General features: G+C 38.2%; 17 protein-coding genes. 7 read left to right on the forward strand and 10 right to left on the reverse strand.

The window, feature by feature from the left end; all coding sequences use genetic code 11:
- Positions 1-268 precede the first annotated feature (268 nt).
- Entirely contained in the window at positions 269-1294 is a 1026-nt protein-coding gene (locus QNJ50_RS01630) for an ABC transporter permease (protein ID WP_300631324.1), read from the reverse strand.
- Between the two features lie 216 nt (positions 1295-1510).
- On the reverse strand, positions 1511-3136 hold the full coding sequence (locus QNJ50_RS01635) for an ABC transporter substrate-binding protein (protein WP_300631326.1): 1626 nt from the start codon (positions 3134-3136) through the stop codon (positions 1511-1513).
- A gap of 618 nt (positions 3137-3754) precedes the next feature.
- Between QNJ50_RS01635 and QNJ50_RS01640 the strand changes: the two genes are divergently transcribed.
- The 4 genes from QNJ50_RS01640 (at position 3755) to QNJ50_RS01655 (ending at position 8374) form a co-directional block, all read left to right on the forward strand.
- On the forward strand, positions 3755-4090 hold the full coding sequence (locus QNJ50_RS01640; RefSeq protein WP_300631328.1) for a hypothetical protein: 336 nt from the start codon (positions 3755-3757) through the stop codon (positions 4088-4090).
- Positions 4091-4647: 557 nt separating this feature from the next.
- Positions 4648-6177, forward strand: coding sequence for a photosystem II chlorophyll-binding protein CP47 (gene psbB, locus QNJ50_RS01645; protein ID WP_300631329.1), 1530 nt, complete (start codon positions 4648-4650; stop codon positions 6175-6177).
- A 204-nt stretch (positions 6178-6381) separates the two neighbouring features.
- A complete protein-coding gene (locus QNJ50_RS01650; protein ID WP_300631330.1) occupies positions 6382-6483 on the forward strand; it encodes a photosystem II reaction center protein T in 102 nt (33 codons plus the stop codon).
- A gap of 580 nt (positions 6484-7063) precedes the next feature.
- Positions 7064-8374 carry a S1 RNA-binding domain-containing protein gene (locus tag QNJ50_RS01655; RefSeq protein ID WP_300631332.1) on the forward strand — a complete coding sequence of 437 codons (1311 nt, stop codon included), beginning with the start codon at positions 7064-7066 and terminating at the stop codon, positions 8372-8374.
- 87 nt (positions 8375-8461) lie between these two features.
- On the opposite strand, the gene QNJ50_RS01660 is transcribed toward QNJ50_RS01655, so the two are convergent.
- The 6 genes from QNJ50_RS01660 to QNJ50_RS01685 form a co-directional block, all read right to left on the reverse strand.
- Positions 8462-9616: a tetratricopeptide repeat protein gene (locus tag QNJ50_RS01660; protein ID WP_300631334.1), complete on the reverse strand. Its 1155-nt coding sequence runs from the start codon at positions 9614-9616 to the stop codon at positions 8462-8464.
- Positions 9617-10883: 1267 nt separating this feature from the next.
- On the reverse strand, positions 10884-11390 hold the full coding sequence (locus tag QNJ50_RS01665; RefSeq protein WP_300631336.1) for a sterol desaturase family protein: 507 nt from the start codon (positions 11388-11390) through the stop codon (positions 10884-10886).
- 131 nt (positions 11391-11521) lie between these two features.
- Positions 11522-12493 (reverse strand): NAD-dependent epimerase/dehydratase family protein, encoded by a 972-nt coding sequence (locus QNJ50_RS01670; RefSeq protein WP_300631338.1) that lies wholly within the window; start codon positions 12491-12493, stop codon positions 11522-11524.
- Positions 12494-12581: 88 nt separating this feature from the next.
- The gene (locus QNJ50_RS01675) at positions 12582-13721 is read right to left on the reverse strand and encodes a hypothetical protein (RefSeq protein WP_300631339.1); all 1140 of its coding nucleotides are present in this window, start codon (positions 13719-13721) and stop codon (positions 12582-12584) included.
- 378 nt (positions 13722-14099) lie between these two features.
- Positions 14100-15386, reverse strand: coding sequence for an aminotransferase class I/II-fold pyridoxal phosphate-dependent enzyme (locus QNJ50_RS01680; RefSeq protein ID WP_300631341.1), 1287 nt, complete (start codon positions 15384-15386; stop codon positions 14100-14102).
- A gap of 217 nt (positions 15387-15603) precedes the next feature.
- On the reverse strand, positions 15604-16368 hold the full coding sequence (locus tag QNJ50_RS01685) for a hypothetical protein (RefSeq protein WP_300631343.1): 765 nt from the start codon (positions 16366-16368) through the stop codon (positions 15604-15606).
- A gap of 900 nt (positions 16369-17268) precedes the next feature.
- Here QNJ50_RS01685 and QNJ50_RS01690 point away from each other — a divergent pair.
- From QNJ50_RS01690 to QNJ50_RS01700, 3 genes are all read left to right on the forward strand, one after another.
- Entirely contained in the window at positions 17269-18444 is a 1176-nt protein-coding gene (locus tag QNJ50_RS01690) for an MFS transporter (RefSeq protein ID WP_300631345.1), read from the forward strand.
- Positions 18445-18622: 178 nt separating this feature from the next.
- Positions 18623-19297, forward strand: coding sequence for a tetratricopeptide repeat protein (locus QNJ50_RS01695; protein ID WP_300631346.1), 675 nt, complete (start codon positions 18623-18625; stop codon positions 19295-19297).
- Between the two features lie 115 nt (positions 19298-19412).
- A complete protein-coding gene (locus tag QNJ50_RS01700) occupies positions 19413-20696 on the forward strand; it encodes a CapA family protein (RefSeq protein WP_300631348.1) in 1284 nt (427 codons plus the stop codon).
- A 193-nt stretch (positions 20697-20889) separates the two neighbouring features.
- On the opposite strand, the gene QNJ50_RS01705 is transcribed toward QNJ50_RS01700, so the two are convergent.
- Positions 20890-21627 carry an aspartyl/asparaginyl beta-hydroxylase domain-containing protein gene (locus QNJ50_RS01705; protein WP_300631350.1) on the reverse strand — a complete coding sequence of 246 codons (738 nt, stop codon included), beginning with the start codon at positions 21625-21627 and terminating at the stop codon, positions 20890-20892.
- A gap of 72 nt (positions 21628-21699) precedes the next feature.
- Positions 21700-22674, reverse strand: a complete 975-nt coding sequence (locus QNJ50_RS01710) for a cupin-like domain-containing protein (protein ID WP_300631352.1) — start codon at positions 22672-22674, stop codon at positions 21700-21702.
- Positions 22675-22859: the final 185 nt, after the last annotated feature.

Consider the following 22859-nt stretch of genomic DNA (forward strand, 5'->3'; position numbering starts at 1 on the left):
GTCAAAATTTAATTGTTTGGGAATTTAAGACTCAAATAATTTATCATATTCACATCTTTGATTGATACTTGTTGGCAAATATATTGCGGTGCAATTAATTTTATGCGGCGGTGCGTTACGGCGCGGTGATAAGTGTGACCTAAAAAAGATATTCTCTTGCGCGCCTAACACACCCTACGATTTACTATGTGTTTTCATATCATTATTTTTTTGGTAGGGGCGCACCGATATGCGCCCTAAAAATTGGTATATTTTTTATTGAAAATTTCTAATACCGAATGCGCGGATCGACATAAGCGTTCAAAATATCAATTAAAATACTTGCTCCCACGACAATCGCCCCAAAAAACACCATGATTCCTTGAACTGTAGGATAATCCCGTTCGGCAATACTTTCAAATAAACGATTTGCTAATCCCGGCCAAGAAAATGTTACTTCTGTTAATACTGCTCCACCCAGCAAAGATGCAAAGGTCAAACCCAAAACAGTAATTACGGGAATTAAAGCATTCTTCAAAGCGTGGGAAATTAAAATTTTTCGTTCGGGGATACCCCTAGCTCTTGCAGCTTCTACATAATCGGCTTGCATGGTTTGCTTTAAGTTAACCCGGACAATTCGCTCAAAAATACCACTAAGCAATAATCCCAAAGTAAAGCTAGGGAGAATTAAATACTGAACCGCTGTAAAAAACTGTGTCAGGTTACCCTGCAAAAGACTATCAATGGTATATAAGCCAGTAATTCTATCCGGTGTAGCAAGGGAAGCCGGAAAACGAGTTCCAAAGGGAAACCATTCCAAACCAACTGCAAAAACTAATTGCAGCATCATTCCCGCCCAAAACATGGGCAAAGCATAAGTGATAATACCGAATAATCTACCACTCAGGTCAAGAGATGTACCGGGACGAGAAGCAGCAAATACACCAACACTGATACCAATAAGTAAAGAAATAGAAATTGCAAATACTGCTAACTCAGCAGTCGCGGGAAAATATTGCCAAATAATGTCCCAAACAGGTTGTCCGCTGCTACTAATAGACTTTCCTAAATCGAAGCTCAGCAGACTTTTAACATATTCAAGATACTGTAATGGCAAAGGCAAATTTAAATTTAACTGTTCGCGTAAGGCTTGTTTAGCAGCTTCTGGAGCGCGTCCACCCAGGATTGCATCAGCAGGATCTCCAGGTGTAGCTCTGAGTAGCAAAAAAACAATAGTCACAATGGTTATTAGCTGGAGTGGTGCTAACAACAACCGAGAAGTAATGTAATATCCTAAAGCTTTTGAACGAGACATTTTTGTTGGGGAATGGTAATTGGTAATTGGTAATTGGTAATTGGTAATTGGTAGTGAGTAATGAGTAATGAGTAATGAGTAATTGGTAATCCGGATAATAAACTTCTTACTTCTTATTTCTGAATCCTGACTTCTGTAGAGACGCGACATGTCGCGTCTCTACGACTTCTGACTCCTGATTCCTGACTTCTCTCCCTGTTCCCTATTAACTCAAAACTATTTTTCCAAGTTTTTGTATATCAAATTTTGCGTCGGGTCTAACAACGCACCTTTGACATTTTTTTGAGCAAATATATTATCTTGGTTTTGCCACAAAGGAATATATGGAACATCCCGAGCAACTTGTTCTTGAATTTCGGCAAAAATTTGTTTGCGCTTGACAGGATCTTGTGTTTTCCGTTCTTGTTCAATCAATTTATTAATGCGATCGCTATAATAAAAAGAACCTTGGGTTTGACTACCCCCATCTTCACATCCCTTTTCTGGGGTTCCTTTCTGACAAGCTAGAAATGGTTGAGTGTAATTATCTGGATCTAAAAAGTCAGGATACCAACTCACTAAAGTTGTTGGATATAAACCTTGACCATTATTTTTAAAGAAAGTAGTACCTTCTACAGTATTAATATCAAATTCTAATAATCCACCCATGGTTTTTTTCGCCAGGGCTTTAAGTACCATTGCAGTTAATGCACGGGGTGCTGAGCCTGAAGGATACCAAATTTCCACAACAGCGGGATTATCTTTAGTAAAACCAGCTTTTCTGAGTAATTCTTTAGCTTTATCAGTATTTGCATCGCCATATTTCTCTTGAAATACTGGTTTGTAAACATCAAAACCGGTTGGGATTAAACTATAAAGCGGATCTGCTTGTCCGTAGAGTACCCGTTCGGAGAGTACCTCCCGGTTAGTCATCGCAGCGATCGCCTGTCTCACCTCAATTCGATCTAAAGGTGGTTGATTGCGGTTGAGGGACCAAAAACTAATAACATTACCTTCATTGGGTATGACATCCCATTTACCTTTTTTGGCACTTTGTTGTAAACTGCGAATTTGGTCAGGATCCAAGGTTAAATATGCAATGTCCACAGCTTGTTTGCGGAAAGCATTATATAAATTGACTCCACTACTGAGGATTTGGACGTTAACACCTTGATTTTTTGGTTTTTTGCCCCAATATTGATCGAATACATCAAAACGAATCAAATCGGTACCATATCGAGCTAACTTGTAAGCTCCTGTACCGACAAAATTATTTGGATTAAATTGACCTTCGCCAATTTTGTAAGCTTTGGGAGAAAGCGCACAAACACCCGGAAAAGCTAACAAAGCTGGAAATGCTGCAAATTGGTTTTTAAGCTGGATAGTTAATTCATATTCCCCTGTTGCTTTTACAGACTGAACAACATCCCCCAACAAAAATGAAGGTTTACCTTTATTTTGAATAAAACGGTTAATACTAAACGCCATCGCTTCAGCATTAAAAGGGGTTCCATCATGGAAGACAACTCCCTTACGAATGGGAATAGTGTAAGTCAAACCATCTTCACTAACCTTGGGTAGCGCAGTTGCTAAATCTGGCTTAACTTCTGGATCTCCCGGTTCGTAAGCGTATAAGCGATCGCTCATATTGGAAATCAAGGAAATCGAAGATAATTCGTAAGCGTCAGCGGGATCGAGAGTACGTGGTTTGCCTGTTGTCCCGATGGTAATACGATTGGATGATTGGGCTACGGTTTGGGGGTTACTCGCACAACTACTGAGTAAAATTAAACACGCGCAAAACAAAGAAAATAATGGTTTAAGTCGACCCCAACTTTTTCTAGACAAAGGAAACCAGCACATAGCAGTGGGATGATTGAATTCAGTGGTGAGTTATTTTACTATATGTTTGCCTGAACGCTGTAGATTAGTTGTTGCAATTTAGAAATCTCTAACAAATAATTTAGCTCTGCGTAAAAAAAAGCATCAATAAAAGTTAAAAGAAATACAAAAAATCTAATACTTAAACCAAGACTTAAAAAGCAATTGAAATTTAGCTATAGAAAAAATATATTGAAATTGAAAATGTGTTATTAGAAGCTTCCTTACAACCACATTTTCTCAACTTACTATGTTAATAAAATACTCTTATGTAAGAAATCAAGAAATGACAAACCCGCTACAATATTGAATTCAAATCCATACAATAATATTCCTTGATGATTGAAAAAGTTTAAGTGAAGTCAAGCAAATCAATCATTACCAAAGATAGCTTCAATTTCTCCTCTATATTCCGACATATTTATTAACTTTTTTTCACGACCTAACTTCACCGAGATAGGGTATATATTTGAATTGCCTAAAACTTTTATCTCCGATAGATTAATGGATAAAACAGATTTTATTTATACATTAAACTCCGAGATTATCCTTAAATTACGAACGGCAAATTGAAAATCTAACGTAGAGAGTGAAAAGCTCGTGAAGTATTTCTTTTTAACCGAGGGCTGGAAAGTCGGCAGAATCTGGGCTGCTGAAGGATTATGGCAGACAACTGCATGGCGACGCCAACCCGAGATTCAACGCATTGATGTATCTCTGGAAGAAAAAAATGAAGTTCTTTGGCTTCATAGGGTAGAAGATACCATTGTCATGGTGGAAGTCATGCCAATACTACCCCCGAGTAAAAATGGTTCTGGACAAAAAATTGGTCAGGTAGTTCTCAAAAGGCTTATGAGTGCAGAACAAGTAATTGATCGTCTGGCTTGTGCTGAAACTAGATGTCTTTTACAAAATATTCAGTCAGTCGTGAATTAAAAAAGGACTGATAACTGGGGATAGCACTGCCTACGGCCTTGCGGCATGTAGCGACTAATGGCTGAGGACAATGTAAATATAGATACAGTTTTTCGCTTGAGTCAAATATATTTTCAGATTCCAAAATCTAGAGACGTAGCATTGCTACGTCTCTACAAGTATTGAAATACTTAATCCATAAACCTAGTTTTTTACTTATAGTTACCAATCCAATACCCAATCCCCATATGACGCTGTCGCGTCACGCAATACCTACGGTACGCTTACGCTAGGCGCTAACCCCAGTCCCCAACACCCACCCAACAAGTCAAGGCAAATATTTACACGCTTGCAAACAGCTCCACGAATAGTTACACTTTTTAAAACATTCTCATTTTTGCTGCTGAATGTTAATCCAACTCTACTAAGGCTACAACCTAGTATTGTTAAGGGTTTAACTAGATAGCTGTAATGTTTATAAAAATTAAGCAAAGCAGTAATCTCAGCAAAAAAGTAGCAATAAAAACACTAAAAACTCATTTTTGCAAAAATTAACTCTTCTAGGAGGGGCGTAGTCGATGGGACTACCTTGGTACCGAGTACATACAGTCGTTCTGAACGATCCGGGGCGACTTATTTCTGTACATCTAATGCACACAGCATTGGTAGCAGGCTGGGCTGGTTCGATGGCTCTTTACGAACTAGCAATTTTTGACCCCAGCGACCCAGTACTTAACCCAATGTGGCGTCAAGGCATGTTCGTGCTACCCTTCATGGCACGTTTAGGGGTTACAGGTTCTTGGGGCGGTTGGGATGTTACCGGCGCAGTTGGAAACGACCCTGGGTTCTGGTCTTTTGAAGGCGTTGCAGCAGCCCATATCGTTCTTTCTGGTTTATTATTCCTAGCTGCTGTTTGGCACTGGGTTTATTGGGATTTGGAATTATTTACCGATCCTCGTACTGGCGAACCCGCTCTTGACTTGCCAAAAATGTTTGGCATCCACTTGTTCTTGTCTGGCTTACTTTGCTTCGGTTTTGGTGCATTCCACCTCACCGGACTTTGGGGTCCTGGAATGTGGGTTTCCGATGCTTATGGCATAACGGGACACATACAAGGAGTCGCACCAGAGTGGGGACCGGGGGGCTTTAACCCATATAACCCAGGGGGAATCGTCGCTCACCACATTGCTGCTGGTGTTGTTGGCATTATCGCTGGTTTATTCCACTTATCAGTTAGACCACCTGAAAGGCTGTATCGAGCCTTAAGAATGGGTAACATCGAAACTGTACTATCAAGCAGTATCGCGGCTGTTTTCTTCGCAGCATTTGTAGTTGCCGGAACCATGTGGTACGGTAGCGCGACCAGTCCAATTGAATTATTTGGTCCTACCCGTTATCAATGGGATCAAGGTTACTTCAAACAGGAAATTGACCGTCGCGTTCAAGCAAGTGTTGCTGATGGCGCATCTCTTTCGGAAGCTTGGTCAGAAATTCCTGAAAAACTTGCTTTCTATGACTATGTTGGTAATAGCCCCGCAAAAGGTGGTTTATTCCGCGTTGGTCCTATGGTTCAGGGCGATGGTATTGCTCAATCATGGGCTGGTCATGCAGTATTTACAGATGGCGAAGGTAGGGAGTTAACTGTTCGTCGTCTACCTAACTTCTTTGAAACCTTCCCTGTAGTTCTAACCGACTCAGACGGAATTGTTCGCGCTGATATTCCTTTCCGACGTGCGGAATCTCAATATAGCTTCGAACAAACTGGTGTTACCGTTAGCTTCTACGGTGGCGACCTGAACGGACAAACCTTTACCGATCCTGCTGAAGTGAAGAAGTGGGCGCGTAAAGCACAAGGTGGAGAAGTCTTTGACTTCGACAGAGAAACCTTGAACTCTGACGGTGTATTCCGCAGTAGTCCCAGAGGTTGGTTTACCTTTGGACACGCAGTATTTGCACTATTGTTCTTCTTCGGTCATATCTGGCATGGTTCTAGAACCATTTACAGAGATGTATTTGCCGGTGTTGATGCGGATCTCGAAGAGCAAGTGGAATGGGGTCTATTCCAGAAAGTGGGTGACAAATCTACTCGCCGGAAGGAAGCTCTCTAAACTTTTCTAAACCTTATATAACAAAATGTTAATAATTGTTTAGAAGACTTTTCTTGAAACTGGGGATTGGACGTTAGAAATCGGCTAGTAGATTTTTAACTACGATCCAAAATCTAATCACCTATCCCCAATTTCTTCAGATATTCCCTGACAGTACTTTGGTACAATAATTAACAGCAGGCTAGATATATAGGAGCTTGTGATATGGAAGCAATTGCATACGTTTTTATTTTGGCAGTAGCTCTAGGAATTCTGTTCTTTGCGATCGCATTTCGCGAACCACCCCGCATTGAAAAAGAAGATTGAGCCTTTTCTGTCAAATTTTCATCGCCAAATTTCGCCAATATATTTCGATTTAATAAAAATATATAGCGAACAAAAATATAGCGAATAAAGATGCTGCTATTACCAATATCGGTATTGGCAGCTTCTTTGAGTTTTATTTACTATCACTTTTAATAAACACATTCAAAGAATAAACACATTTAAAAAATTTTCCCCTACCCAAAACCCATAGCTCGAAGGGCTAAGTGGATATAGGTAGTAGAAAATATCCTAAGTATTAATTTTTGTTAATAACTCAAGTTAAGTCTGGGGTGCTGTTTAGTTCAACCAGGGTGTGAATTCAACCAGGGTGTGAATTTAAACCATAGCTATTATTATTCCCATACTCTGGGTCAATAATGAGAAATGAGAATCAACATTTTGATTGAATTATATTTATATCTGATATAATTTAATATCTGTAAGTCGATACCTGTAGATATTAGCTTTTCTACGCTAGGATGAAATAGGATGTAGGTGTAGACTGCCCCAAAATGGCGCTTGCATATACATCAGCTAGGAGGCAAAATTTTACGGAGAATAAACCTAGGAAACAGCAAGCATGGTAAATGTCAATCAGAAAACAACTGTGACAGATATAGGATTCACTCACGAGGAATTTGCAGCTTTACTTGATAAATACGATTATCATTTCAGTCCAGGTGATATCGTTCCAGGTACAGTATTTAGTATAGAGCCTCGGGGCGCTCTGATTGACATAGGAGCCAAGACAGCAGCCTTTATACCTATACAAGAAATGTCCATCAACCGGGTGGATAATCCGGAAGAAGTACTACAGTCAAACGAAACACGAGAATTCTTTATTCTGACCGACGAAAATGAAGATGGTCAGTTGACGCTTTCTATCCGCCGTATCGAATACATGCGCGCGTGGGAGAGAGTTCGTCAATTACAAGCGGAAGATGCCACAGTACGTTCTGGCGTATTTGCGACTAATCGTGGTGGTGCGTTGGTAAGAATTGAAGGATTGCGTGGTTTTATTCCTGGCTCCCATATTAGCACTCGTAAGCCGAAAGAAGATTTGGTTGGTGAAGAATTACCGCTGAAATTCTTGGAGGTAGACGAAGAGCGCAACCGCCTAGTTCTTTCCCACCGCCGAGCGCTGGTTGAGCGTAAGATGAACCGTTTAGAGGTAGGCGAAGTAGTAATTGGTACTGTTCGCGGTATTAAGCCCTACGGTGCGTTTATTGATATTGGTGGTGTAAGTGGTCTGTTGCACATTTCGGAGATCTCCCACGAGCATATCGATACACCTCATAGTGTATTCAACGTCAATGATGAACTGAAAGTCATGATTATTGACTTGGATGCAGAAAGAGGTCGAATTTCTCTGTCTACCAAGCAATTGGAGCCAGAACCTGGTGACATGATCAAGAACCGGGATGTGGTATTTGACAAAGCAGAAGAAATGGCTGCGAAGTATAGAGAACAAATGCTCGCTAAGCAGCAAGGTTTAACACTTGAAACCACTGAATCAGCAGAGGCTACAGCAGCAGAATTAGAAGATATACCATCAGCAACTGAGGAACCAGAAGTTCCTGCAGCGACTGAAGAACCAGAAGTTCCTGCAACTGAAGCTGAAGAAGCTGAAGCTACTACAGCAGAGACTGAGCCAGTAGCGGAAAGCGTGGAACCAGTAGCAGAAACTGCTGAACCAGTAGCAGAAACTGTTGAACCAGTAGCAGAAGTCGCTGAACCAGCAGTAGAAACTGCTGAACCAGCAGTAGAAACTGCTGAACCAGTAGCAGAAGTCGCTGAACCAGTAGCAGAAGCAGTTGAATCAGTAGCAGAAGCAACACCTGAAACTGAAGAAAAATTAACAGAAGAAGTTTCATCAGTATCTGAAGCTTAATTAAAAGTAGTCAATTTACAAAAATCTACATATTTGTTGGCAAAAAGTTAGCAAAAAAGTATCTTATTGTAACATTGCTTTGGATGATTAAATACTTGGAAAAGGGGGATTATCCCCCTTTTTTATGTTAATGGTTTCCTCGAATGATAAAGCTATATTCAATTGCTCCGCTATTTCTTGCATCTGAGTATTATTATTTAGCTGATTGTAAATTTCTTTTGCTTCAAAATAATAGGATTTGGCTTCTGGGTAATAATTTAATTGGTCGCAAGTCGCAGCCAAAAGAAAGCTAGTTCCTGCTTGCGCAAGAGTATTGTTTATATCTTGTGCAAAAAATAATGCGGTTTGTAAGGACTTTAGTGCTGAAGAATATTCTTTTTGTTGGTAGTAAGTGCAACCAATATTAAATAGTATTTTTTGTTGTCCATCTTTGGCTTCTATTTTCTGAAAAATCCGTAGAGCATCTTTATAATATTTCAGTGCTTTCGTATAACTGCTTAGATGTTTATAGATGTTAGCAATTCGAGATAATGCTGCAGCTTCACCAAAACGATTACCAATAAGGTGGCTAATATCCAATGATTGGATATTATATTCGATCGCCTTTTCTAAATCATTAGTTTTGTAATATATATCACTTAACCCTTGCAAGATTGCACTTCTGATTTTCATTTCCCCAATTTCGGAGGAAATTTTCAATCCTGATTCGAAAAAATTGCTTGCTTTTTCGTATTCCTCAATTTCTTTGTACGCTTGACCTATGCGATCGAGACTCATGAGTGAAAGCAATCGATTATTGATATTTTGAGCAATGAACAAAGATTGATTACACAGTTTAATTGTCTCTTGATATTCACCTAACTGAAAGTAAATACCACCTAAATTTGCAAGAGAATTTGCTTCTGCTTGGACATCTCTAAGTTTGCGAGCAATTGAGAGTGCTTGTTTTTCAAATTCTAACGCTTTTTGGTAGTCACCAATCAGCTGATACAAGTTTCCTAAAGAGGTTAGAGAACTTTGTTGATAATTTAAGTCATTCATTTCACAGCCAATTTCTAGCTGTTTTTGAAAGAAGTCTCGAGCTTGTTCGTATTGTCCTAAATGTCGATATTTATTTTTCTGTTCCCCAATACCTAAAATTTCTACCAATCGATTACTTGCTTGGGAAGCAAGTTGAAGTAATTGAATAAAACACTCAATTACTTTGTCAAGTCGATCTAGTCGAGATTTACAACTACCCATATTGTAAAACGCAACTTCTTGTCAACATAAGCTATTTACTCCTAGGTAATAAAAGTAACTTTTACTCAAATCTAAATTTCCTTCGCGATCTATTTTTGTCTTTTAGTAAAACTTCCCTTGAATGAATTAAATGTCATTACTAGTTTTGAATGTTTTGTTAGCGAATCGTCAATTTTTATCTAGATTCTCGGAGGATAGATGCGCTGGAAAAATCTTAAATGTATTAACTCTAGTTGGTTACTTAAGTGTTATCTGTGGAGAAAAGTAATACTTGCAACTTTTTACGAAAAACCTATTTTTATTCGCAATAAAAAATCAAAAAAATACTTATTATCTCAAAATAGTATTTTATTTCTTATCAGATATAAGCCAAAATAGCTAGTTTTAAATGTTTTTATTTTTCACTCTATGATTTTCAAAATATATTTTCAATGGCTTATGTAATAGATTTTTTAACTTCAATTAACTCCAACAATAAAATCAAAAAATGAAGCTAAATACATATATGACTACTTGATTGATGAATTATCAATCTGATTTATTCTATTTTAACGAACCAGAAGACATTAATATGTTATTGATATGATACATTTACAGAGTTATGTAGTATTCCATAATAATTATGGTTATTTTGTTCGTTCAAACTTTATATTTATTTGTGCATAATTACTATTGTTATAAAAATTTTGATAGTGATTTAATTTGAAATTTTAAGTAAGTAGGCAAGAAAAAATTAAAGTATGTAAAGAAATATAAAATACTCGTATTTGGCTCGTAGTAGTGCTTTAGCGCTAAAGCGCTATTACAAACAAGTTATGATTTTTCTTACTCACCTACTTATTTGATAATTTATCCCTCATTCATCAGAAATTAATTTTTCATATATTGGATAGAAGGATAGCAAAAATTTAAATTTTTATGGTGTTTAGTAAAGTATTTCCAAATAATATCTATTTTTAACTATATTAAATCGTTCGTATAAATTGGAAAATTTCAGGATTTATTGCTTGAAGATTTAAATTCTAATTCAATCCTTTAAAAAGAGGTAATTAATAATACTAATTATCTCTGATTCTCATAGTATTTAGCTCAAAAATAGAGAAAATATCTAATTATTACAAAGCGACTATTTTTAAATTTCGTAATACAAATAAAAAATTATTCTAGCAGAAATAAACTAACAAACCCGATTCCTTAAAGAAATCGGGTATTTGAAAAAAATAAATTTAATTTAGCCTTATGTTTAAATTAAAGGTTACAGCGGTAATTACCACCACTTGAGTTGCAAATAACCTCTTTCTGGCTGGTTTAATTCTTTTTCTGTTAGCCACTCAACGGATTTATAGGTACCAAATATGTGGTCCCACCAATCTACAGCCAGCCCAAAATTATGTTCCCACATCCCATATTTGTGATGTACGTAGTGAACCGGCATTTTCATCCAAAAACACTTGGTTGGATTTTCATGCTGTAGTTGGTGTGCATAGGCTGAAAAAGCAGCATAAGTTAATGCACCTAAAAACCAGCCAGTACCAGCATCTACGGAGTAGAAAAACATCAAACACATAACAATAAAACTACCCCGGATATAATCGCGAAACTCCCATACCACTCCCTGTCCTTCATTACGACGATGGTGGTCGCGGTGGCGTTCGCCAATCCGACGTGAAACGTGCATTAGGCGATGTAGCCAGTATTCTACTAAACTTGCCAAAATAAATGCGATCGCAAAACAAATCATTACTCTGAATGAGCTTAGTAAAAAAGGATTCATATTTTTTCTAACTCTCTGTTTTTCCTGACAATCGTAACAAATGGCAAGAGGTACTAAATTTAAAACTCAAATTTAAAACTTAAATTTAAAATCTGAGTATTAAATTTAAGTTAAAAACTCAAACTTAAAAATCAATTACTAATTTGTAGTTGTTTGACAATTTCTTTTAAAATTTCATTTACCGGCTGATGTTTCCAGCCTAATTCTTTTCGTGCCTTTGTTGCATCTACTCGTACGCAACGTTCGTATAAATAATGTACTCTTTCTCGACCAATGGGAGGATTCCAATTAAGTAATTTACCAATAGGGTCGAGTAAACTCGCTACAAAACGGACTATAGGTTGGGGAACTTCTATAGGAACATTAATATCAGTTTCTTGGGAAATTATCTCAAACATTTCCCGAGTGGGTAGATCGCCAGCAGAAATGATGTAATGTTCCCCGGATTGACCGCGCTCTGCAGCCAAAATCATGGCATTAACTAGATCGTCAACATGGACGATACCGGTCATGCGATCGCCCCCTAACCACAGTTTCAACCAACCTTTTAAAAATAATTTGAATACTGGGCCAAAATGGGGGTCATCCACACCTAAAATACCGGAAGGCATGATGCTAATAATAGATAACCCATCAGCAGCAAATTTATCTACCAACTTTTGTGCTTGGTATTTGGTGCGATCGTAAGCTGAAGAAAAATCTTGTTGCGTGCGACGGAATGTCTCATTGACAACTTTACCTTGGGTATCACCATAAACACCAATGGTGCTACAGTAAACAATTTTGGAAACACCTATTTCTTTCGCAATTTCTAAAACAGCTTGGGTACCATCAACATTTACCCGTTCCATTTGCTGCTCGTCCACTAAACCCAGTTCCACGTATGCAGCAGTATGGAAAACTGTATCTACTTCCTGCATTGCTTTACGCAAAGCATTGCGATCGGTAATGTCGCCATAAACTAACTGTATTTGAGTGTCGTCGAGGCGGGCTAAATTACTAGATTTACGGACTAAACCAACCACTCGATCACCGCATTTTTCGAGGGCTTTAACTAAATGAGAACCGGTGAAACCATTTGCACCCGTCACCAAAGCTTTCATAAAATCACAATGCTTTAATTAAAATTCTTTAACTGCAAAGCTTTAACTAAAAAGCTTTAACTAAAAAGCTTCAACTACAAAGCTTCAATCACAAAGCTTTCTCGTACATTCGATAGGTTTTGTAAATTTTACCACCAGATGCTTCTATCAGTTTGCGTGAAGGCGAATTAGTTTCCCACACCCAACCCAATTCAGCTCTTTTATAAGGCTTACCTTTTTTTATTCCTCCTTGCATGCCAAGGTAAATTAAGGCTAAAGGCACCATTTTACGACGGTATTCAGGTAAAGAAACAATAACAGGTACGACTCCCTGATCAATCTGGCGACGATACCAGAGGAATTTAATCATTCCCCACCAGTCAAACTTACCGTTAAGGTGTTTTAAAACAATATTGTAATCGGGTAAACCCATCCAAAAACCAATCATTTCACCGTTATGTTCCGCAATGGGAAAAACATCAGGATCTGCCATTTGTTGCAATTCCCTGGCTTGTGCCATAAATTCTTCCTGGGTGCGGTAAATATAACTATAGTTTTTGGCAAAAGCTTCACTCATCAGGTTATACATATTCTGGCAATCTTGCTCGAATTCTTCACCCTTAGTGCGGAGGGCACGAAAAGTAATTCCTGATTTACAAGCAATTCGATAAGCTTTTTCAAATTTTGGATCTAAAGGTTTATCCAAAGGAAAATTATAAATATAGGCATCATTACCTTTTTCCCAACCAGCCTTTTCAATAAACTCAGGATAATAGGACGGGTTGTAAGGTGTCATAATCATTGGCGGTAAATCAAATCTATCCACCTGAAATAAACACCTATTGTGGGTAGATAAATCTATTGGACCCCGCACAGATTCCATATTATGTTCGCACAACCATTGACATGCAGCCTCTAATAATGCTTGGGCAACTTCAAAATCTTCGATACATTCGAAGTAACCAAAAATACCAATATTTTTGCCCTCACTTTCAATCAGTCTGTGATTGATCGCTGCAACAATTCTTCCTAAAGGTTTTCCTGTTTCCGAAAGGGCAATAAATTGTTGTAATTCCCCATGTTGTCGAAAGGCATTTTCTGGGGCTAGTTGTTTAGCAATGCTACTCCGGAAAGGTGGAACCCAATTAGCGTCATTTTTATAAACTATATGTGGGACATCCAAAAATATTTCCCGATCTTTGTCACTGCTAACTGCTTTAACCTGAAAATTTTTTGTTTGAGTCAACATATATGAAATTAAATATTTTGAGTAATTAGGATTAGTTAGGATAAAAATTTTACAAAAATTACGCAATGTTAATTGCACAATAATTTAAATTATTTATCCCTTAAATAGCCTTTAGATACGCAAATACCCACAGCACCGATATGAGAGTAAAATTACAATAATCACAAAATTGTAATTAATACATACCCATTAGACAGATATTTTTAGTAGCGCGACTCAGAGAATATCAATACTAACCCTGAGAACCGCGCCACTTTGTTACAAAAAGCTGCGCTAAGACCACACGCTAAAGTAAACACTGTTAAGCTAGGGAAAAATCTGGGCGCTTTACGTCTCTATAATTAGGCAAAAGTTCCAATCCTAATTACTGAATTAAACCTAGGCAGTAGCAACAGTAGTAGGCTTATACAACTCATCTCGTACTGTCACCATTGCTTCCACCAAACGATCCATGTCTTCTTTGGTATGGAGAGCGTTAGCAGTAATCCGGAGACGAGGTTTAGCTATAAACCAAATTGGTGAAACCCAAATACCGTAATTTTCCATCAAACTATTGGCAAAGACCTTTGGATTTAGTTCTGCCGGTAAAACAACAGGAATTACATTTGTTTCGCCAATTGCAGCGAAACCTGCTTCTTCCAGACGGGAGCGCAAATAACGGGTATTAGCCTGTAGTGTTGCTACAAGTTGAGGATTCTGGCGCACTTGACGGATACTCTCAAGCGCTGCAGCCGTTGTTGGCGCAGGTAAAGAAATTGTACCGATGGAAGTAGGGCAAACATCCAATAATTCAATCATTTCACGGGAATGACTACTGATTGCCGCACCCGCAGATGCTGCAAATTTGGAAAATGTGGTCATGATTAAAGGAACCATACCCCGATCCAAAACTTGAGAAGGCGAAATTCCAAAGTGGTCGTATATACCGCCTCCCTTTAAGCCGATTGCACCACTTGCATGGGCTTCATCCATGACTATGACACTACCTGGGTAGTTTTCTAAAACATTAAGCATTTCCGGTAATGGGGCAATATCGCCATCCATTGAAAAAACAGCATCAGAAACTACCAGAATCCGATCGTCAGGCTGAGCATAACGCCGTAATTTACGTGCTAGGTCATTGACATCACAATGACGATATGCCTTGACTCGGACATTGGGGCTGTGGCTGAACATCTTTCCGGAACGATTTCCAGCATTGGCGACAGCAGATACTATACAGCCGTGGTTAAGAACATCTGTGAGAATTAAAGTTTCTCTGGTATTACGAAAACCCGGAATGTTAATCGCCAAATGACAAAAGCCATCTATCAAGGCTTGCATTGCCATCCAAGCATTGAGAAACAAATGGGTATGAGGCAGATGTTTAAACTCCGAGATTTCTTCTTCTAGCTGGCGGTGAAGGTCGATGCGACCGCTCAGTACCGAACAAGAACTATTGGATGTGCCGTACTGCAAAATAGCATCAATTGCTGCTTGTTTTACAGATTCTGATTGAACCAAACCCAAAACATCATTTGTGCAAAAGGTCAGAAGCTTGTATCTCTTACCATTTGCTGGATTTTCAATTTCAACAATGTTTCCCTGCTTGTGATGACAAATGAACTTATCTGGATAGAGACCGCTTTCATTCAGTCTCTGCATATATTCTTCTACGACTTCCACTGTCTGCTCCTCTCACCTTTTGATGTATTGCCAACTGGTTATTGGTTCATGGAATTGAAAAAAATACCTTCCTCAATTAACCTTAATTAACCTTTGCAGGCCAGGTTGTCAAAATTATTTTTTGGCTAATGCCTCTTTTGGAAGAAATGATTTTTGATAATTTCCATTAGTACTATCCGATAATTGTTTAGATTGTTGCATAAATTTTTCATATTGATTAGATAATCGCCCTTTGTAGAGCAATGATAGGCGGATTAATTTCTACATAGCATCTATGAGAATTTTTTAAGTAAGTACATTGTTCGATTTCAACCATTTCAATATCTAGGTAAACATCTAGGTCAAAAAACTTTTTAGAAGAAAATTTTGATTTAGATGAGAACTGGAACTGGAATTTACAAAATAAACTCCAAATCAATGGCATAAATTGTCCTTGAATTGGTTTAAACAAACACTGAGGAAGAAGAATTTTCAACAACAACAGAAAGAAAGAATATATTTCTTGTAGTCCCAGAGATAACTTTATCAACAACGGGGACAAGATACCTTCTAGAAAACTGCGATCGTATGGATAGTCATCTTTAAATGAGGTAGTACCGGTTGTAACTTTCTCTTCATTAAATCTCAGAATGCGATCGGGATTTACCAAATGACGAACTCGAATTTCACCTTGCTTCAATTCATCACCTTTACGAGAAAAAGCATCAGAAAAAGCATTCTTGGAGTTATGGAGTTTGGTATGGAGTTTACCAATTTTCTTGTCAAAATATCCTTGTAAATCAACAATGCTTTTTTGCCACATTTGTTTCCAAAGCTGAACAGATATCAACTCATAGAGTTTTAACCCGTTACTCCAAGCTACTGAAAACCAATAATTTAGATCGATGCTTACTTCTCCGATTGGATTTTGAGCAGTCTGGCTTTTCAAGTTTGTAGTCAGTTCCATCCCATCCCACATTGTCTTGAGCGGTAGATACAACACAGAGCTAATCTCAATCCCAGAGTACTCTCCGATAATCTTATAAGAAATTTACAAATTACTAAGAAATTAGGCAAGAATTCATTGTTACACGGAAAGAATGATATAGAGATAATTGTCTTTTGGGTGACCCTGAAGGTTCCCACTATTTGTGGAGAATATCTTAGTTTTGACCTTTTGATAAACTTTCAACTCATTTTAACCACAAATATTTTTGACCTTCAGGCTAAAGCTTAAGTAATTATAACTAGAACAAAAACAAAAAAATGTCTCTAAATTAGGTTTAATTGCTAATTATCAGCCGTTCAAAATATTTGAGGAGGTCAATTAGCAATAGATGATTTTAGAAGTGTGTAATACTGTCACCCATTTGTAGCGAACGCATTGATTAGCGGGACTTAGACATTTTTTGCTTAACAAACAGCCTCAAATCTTTATACATCAATGGTTTCAAGTCGAATGAGTTGTTTTCTTGATATATCTAGGTTATGGCTAACGCCACGCAATAACTAGAGCCTGCGGCGACGGCAGATCCGTTACGCTTTGCTAGGCGCTAAGAGCGATTTTTAGGGCTTTGAAGTTAATCCTTTGTCAATAACTGGTAGTTCAGCGCCTGTATATCAGTCTCCAGATCGATGTTTAGAATTTACTAAAAAACACAAATAATCTATGCTACTTGACTACCATGTATTGCGATAAATTTGCCCTGCAAGTATGAGTAAACTGCAGCACATTGTCACAAACTAGGGCTTCAGCTTATCTTGCCATGGGGGTTTTATTACCATAAGGTTTAATACTACTGGTTCTTATCTGTCATACAAAAATTTGCTGTGCTGGTAAACTAAATCTCCTAAGAATACGTCTGATCTCAAAAAAATCCTTAGTAACTTATAATTACAGTCTATGTTGCCTGTTGGTAAAAAGTTCCGCAAACAAATTCCCACATTATCCGTGTTGTTGGCAGCAGGCAGCTTGACTGCGATGACTGGAGGTGTAGTTTCTCCTGTCATGCCAGAAGTAAGGGAACAACTGCAAATAGACCCCCAATGGGCGGGTACGCTAGTGGGAATGCATTGTTTGACCATAGCCCTGTTTAGTCCAATCTCAGGCATTTTAGCTGATAAATTTGGTAAATTGCGGGTACTTATCCCATCACTGATTTTTTACGCAATATTTGGGATGTCAGGAGCGTGGGCGCAGAATTTTCATTCTTTGTTAGTATCCCGGGCTTTGGTCGGAGCTGCTAGTGGTGGGGTTGCAGCAGCCAGTATTGGAATTATTAGTAGTATGTATGATGGGGAAGCACGGACAAAAATTTTGGGTTATGCCACAAGTGCTTTAGCTATCAGTAGTATTATTTTTCCTCTTTTAGGAGGATTAGTTGGTTCGAGTAACTGGCAGTATGCATTTTTTATATACGGCTTAGGTTTTCCGGTAGCGTTAAGCGCAGCCTTTGTATTGCGGGAAGAACCTCATAAATCTTCCATGGTTGATATGAGCCAAAGTCAAAAGTTAATTCAAAGCTTGAAACAGCCCAGCGTTCTAACTTTATTTTTAGCCTTAGGTTTAACATCAGCTATTTTTTACGTAGTAATTGTTTATGCTCCCTTACACTTCAAAGCTGCAATTGGTGCGGGTACAACTTTTAATGGGGCAATTTTAGCTTCTCGGGCAGTTGGAGCGGCAGTGATTTCTGCTACAGGTGCCAGCCGTCTAGCAAAAAAACTAGGAAGTGCCAAAGCCATCGGCTTGGGATTCACCCTCATGGGATTATCATTAATTACAATTCCATTTTTGTTGCAATTTTACTTGATTTTACCAACAGCAGTAATATTTGGTATGGGCTTTGGTATTGTTATGCCTAATCTCTACGATGCCCTATCCAAACTGAATTCTAAGGAAGTACGTTCAAGTGTTTTGGCTATTGGTACGGGTGCGAGTAATTTGGGACAATTTCTCTCCCCACTATTTTTAGGACCTGTTTGGAAATATGGTGGTACAAGTGTTTTTTATGTAGGCGCTTTAGTATCTTTAGTAACCGCCATCTTAAGTGTCAAACAAAGTAAAGCATTTCGTTAGTAATAAGCAATGAGTAATAAGTCATGAGTAATAAGTAAATGATAACTGTTAACTGTAGCCCGTAAGGGCGTGGCGCAAGCCATAAACTGTTAACTGATAGTAAATTAGGGGGGATTCAGTGTAGCTTGCAAAATAGCACAGCTGTAACGCGCACAAAAAAGCCCATAGGACAAAAACAATGAATCATATTAAGCGGAGTATTGCGATCGCAGGAATCTTAAGTATTCTAAGTGTCTTTCCTAGTGCTGGTTGGGTATATGGAGCACAACCCAGCTTGCAAAAGTTCGACTTTCGGAATTATTATCGCCAAGGAGTGGAAAACCTCGAAAGTGGTGATTTTAAGGGTGCAATTGCAAATTTTGATCGGTTAGTACAATTAAAGCCCGGGTATTATGAAGGTTTTTGCTTGAGGGGATTAGCAAAATCACAATTGGGAAATTTTCAAGCTGCGATAGCTGACTACAGTCAAGCTTTAAAACTTAATCCTAATCATGCTGATGCTTATAACGGTAGGGGAAATATTTACGCGCAACTGGGTAAAATCGAAAATGCGATCGCTGATTTCCAAAATACTATCAAGGTAGATCCAAAGTCTGTTGGCGGTTACTACAATTTAGGTCTGGCGTATTTCCAGCAAGGGAATCACAAGCAAGCAATATCACAATTTAGTCAAGCAATTCAGATTGAGCCAGATTTGGCTAATGCATATGGTAGTAGAGGATTAGCAGAATATGCTTTGGGAGATAAGGATAGCGCTGTTGATGATTTACAAATAGCTGCTAAGTTATTTCAGCAACAAGGTGACAATGCAGGGTATCAAAAGACAATAGCTTATCTCGAACAAATTCAGTGATAACAAAACAAGTAAATGTTATTTAGAGAATAGGGAACAGGGAACCAGGAAATAGGGAAGGTAAAACAAATTTCTGAGTGCTATATCATTTGTTTGTTCAATAGCTCATTTCCCAGTGAAAATTTCTAAAACAACCGATAGCCCTATCAGATTTTTTTCTATCAAATTGGTTTTAATTGTAGCGATCACATTTTTCAGTTATTCACAAATCGCTCTCGCTCAAACAACTTACAACCAAGAATTAACGTTCCTTGCTGGTGGAGATGTAGAGTGGTCGCGAATGGCGAGGTGGAATTTATTTCATCGAGATATTATTCGATATCCACTTAAGTTTGAATCGAAACAGGAAGAAGCGCGTTACCCATTTATCAAAATTAAATCTTTGTTGGAAAGTGCTGACCTAACTTTTGCGAATTTGGAAAGTCCCCTATCAGATAAAGCCAAGAGAGTAGGTGCTTTTCTTGCTCCAACTTCATTTACTGAAGGACTGAAGTGGTCGGGAATTGATGTAGTTTCAGTTGCAAATAATCACGCCCTTGACGCTGGGGTTGAGGGTCTTAAAGATACTTTAAACAGCTTGAAACAAAAGAATTTACCTGCAATTGGAGGAGGTGAAAATCTAGATTTAGCAAGGCATCCATTTATCTTCAACAAAAATGGTGTGCGGTTAGGGTTTTTAGCTTACACAATGTCAGAAAATTCTGGTGATGCGAGCTACGCTCAACCAAATCGTCCTGGTGTAATGTCAACAGATTTTTCTTTGATTCAGGAAGATATTCAGAAGCTGCGTCAGCAAGTTGATTATGTAATATTGTCATTTCATTGGGGTCTTAATAACGGAGAAAAACCACCTTTTTGGGTTCGCCATTTAGCCCATAAATCCATTGATGCTGGTGCTGATATTATATTGGGTCATCATCCCCACTATCCCCATGGCATTGAAGTATATAACGGCAAACCTATAATTTATTCTCTAGGTAATTTTATTTTTGGTCACAATCATCCAATTTGGACTGATAACTTTTTGGCTAGGTTAACCCTGACCCCCAAGGAAATCAAAAAAATTGAGATCTTACCTGTCGCTGGAGAGAATCAAGACCTAGCACAACCTTTTATTCTGGATGGGGAAAGAAGCCGCAAACTTTTAGAGGTAGTAAAACAGCAGACTTTAGACCTCAAAACTAATATGAACATAGTCGGAGACATTGGTGTCATCAATCCTGCAACAGCCCAAATACCAAAAACCATATTTGATGACATCATTTACGATCTATTGCTACCCAAGCAATTATGGATGCTTTTAGCCGCAATATTAAGTCTTGGAGCCGTTATCTGGTTTGTGATATCAAGATTTATGCGCAGACGCCGCAGACGAAAGCAAAAACGCTTCTCTACTTGATAGGAATGAGAATTTAAACCGAAATTTTTGGTGATTCTAAAATTGGGAATGGTGCGTTACGCTTTGCTAACAGCACCCTACTTTTGTATTTAATTTAATTCTGATTCATTAATTTTTACTCATTACTCATTACTCATTACTCATTACTCATTACTCATTACTCATTACTCATTACTCATTACTCCTTCTAAGCCTAATTTTTCTCAAACTTTTCTTCCCACGCATTGTGACTAGCTTTTGCTTCTTGAATCACTGGTGAAGCTGTTATGAGTTTATTTCCCAACCAATTAACCAAGGATAAGGGAAACTTTAAAGGACGAACAATATCTAAAAATAAGACTACACGGTAACCGTCAGTATCATTCCAGACCTCATGATAAAAAGTGTCATCAAAAATCAAGCTTTTACCTTCTTCCCAATATCTGACTTGGTCTTCAACCTGAATTCGACAATTTTCCTTGGGTTGGGGAACAATTAATCCCAAATGATAGCGAATTACACCTTTGTGTTTACCGCGATGTCTGGGAATATGTTTTCCAGGAGCAAGAATAGAAAAAAATGCAACCTTCATACCCGGTATTTTTTCGAGTAATTTTGTAGTTTCTGGACAGCGATCGCAATTTTTAGTAGCTTTAAAACCAAAAGCATAGAAAAAGTAGGTTTTCCAACGGTTGTCATTGGCGATGCGGGATTGACGTTTGGAAATATCTTGAAAGTTTGGTAGGTCGTCTACCCGTTCCAAGACTTGTTTTAGTTCTTGGCGAATTATCCCCGAATTAGCTTCTAATTCCTTAGCCCAAGGAAACTGTTCCACGTCGAAAAATATTGAATCTCCCACCAAAGAATTTTTGGCGACCAAGTTTTCTAACCATGAATCCTTAGTGACCAATTTCTCTAGCTTTTTGACAATTATGTCCAATAAACCCTTCATATTTAGCAAATTTAAGATATCTGAAACTTAAAACTTAAGACTTAAAAGTTAACACTTAAGATTACAAGTAAACTACAGCCTTTGTATCAAATGACGCAATTTTTGTTCTCTATCTTTACTGGCGATCGCAGCTAACCAAGCACTTGCAATATGAGGTGCAGCCATTAAAGCTCCAGAATGTAACCGCCATTTGTTCCAAGTAGTCATCGCCCGGAATAGGGGAAAAATATGCCAGAAGCGATTAATGGAACAAACAACACTATCGCCTAGAGATGTTACCTCATGCCACCATCCACAAGGGATAAAGAGAATTTCACCTGGATTGAGTACAACTTCGTAACGATGGGCGAGTGCTTGCTCAAATCTAGGGAATTTTACTAGATTGGGACGTTCGGGATAAACCTGGGAGTAATTAGCCCGCAGCTTCAAGCCATAACGCAAATAATTAAATAATGATAATGGGTAGAGGTTATAAGTTTGAGAAGGTGGAAATAACACCAGCCGCTTTGAACCATATAACTGTACTAAAGTTCCGTCCATCGGGTCGTAGTGCAGGGGGGTAACATGGGTATCGGGACAAACCCAGAGATTAGGACTAGTCGCCGGCATTTTCAAACCCATGGCTACTTCTGCTTGCCGAAGTATAGGTGTATCTTCAAGGGGTGTATTTTTGAGAGCACATCTACCTAAATAAATATCTTTGTTGTAAGCCTCTTCACTACGTACCATTTGAGCATATTCACGAAATGGCATACTGCGAGACTCAACGCCACTACCGATGTTATCCCACTGATTTTTTTCTTTTTTATATCTTTCCCAACCGTTGAAACGAACGGGATATTTTCGGTCTCCTAATTTCTCACAGAGAAAGTCTAAATCCCAAACAGGTATAGAATCAAGTAATCCAGTCACAACAACTGGAGTGCCATTTTTTTGATGTTTTTGGAAAAATTTCTCCGGAGTTAGGGAAGTTTTATCGATGCGCGTAACTTGATGGAAAGAATAATTTTTTGGTAACGAATTATTTTCTTCGAGCGATTGTTGCATAAGTCTGTACTTGTTTGCTAATCCTAGTTACGAATTAAAGGGAATATTGGTTTTGATTTGAGTTCGATTATTTTCTCCATTTGGGTTTGGAGAATCTAGCTACGGGTAGGAAATTTGTAGTTTTTAGTTACATTTAATACTTAAGCATGAATATTTGAAATTGAAAGTTGTTAATATTTGAAATT

Source organism: Mastigocoleus sp. MO_188.B34 (assembly GCF_030065675.1).
GTDB lineage: Bacteria > Cyanobacteriota > Cyanobacteriia > Cyanobacteriales > Nostocaceae > Mastigocoleus.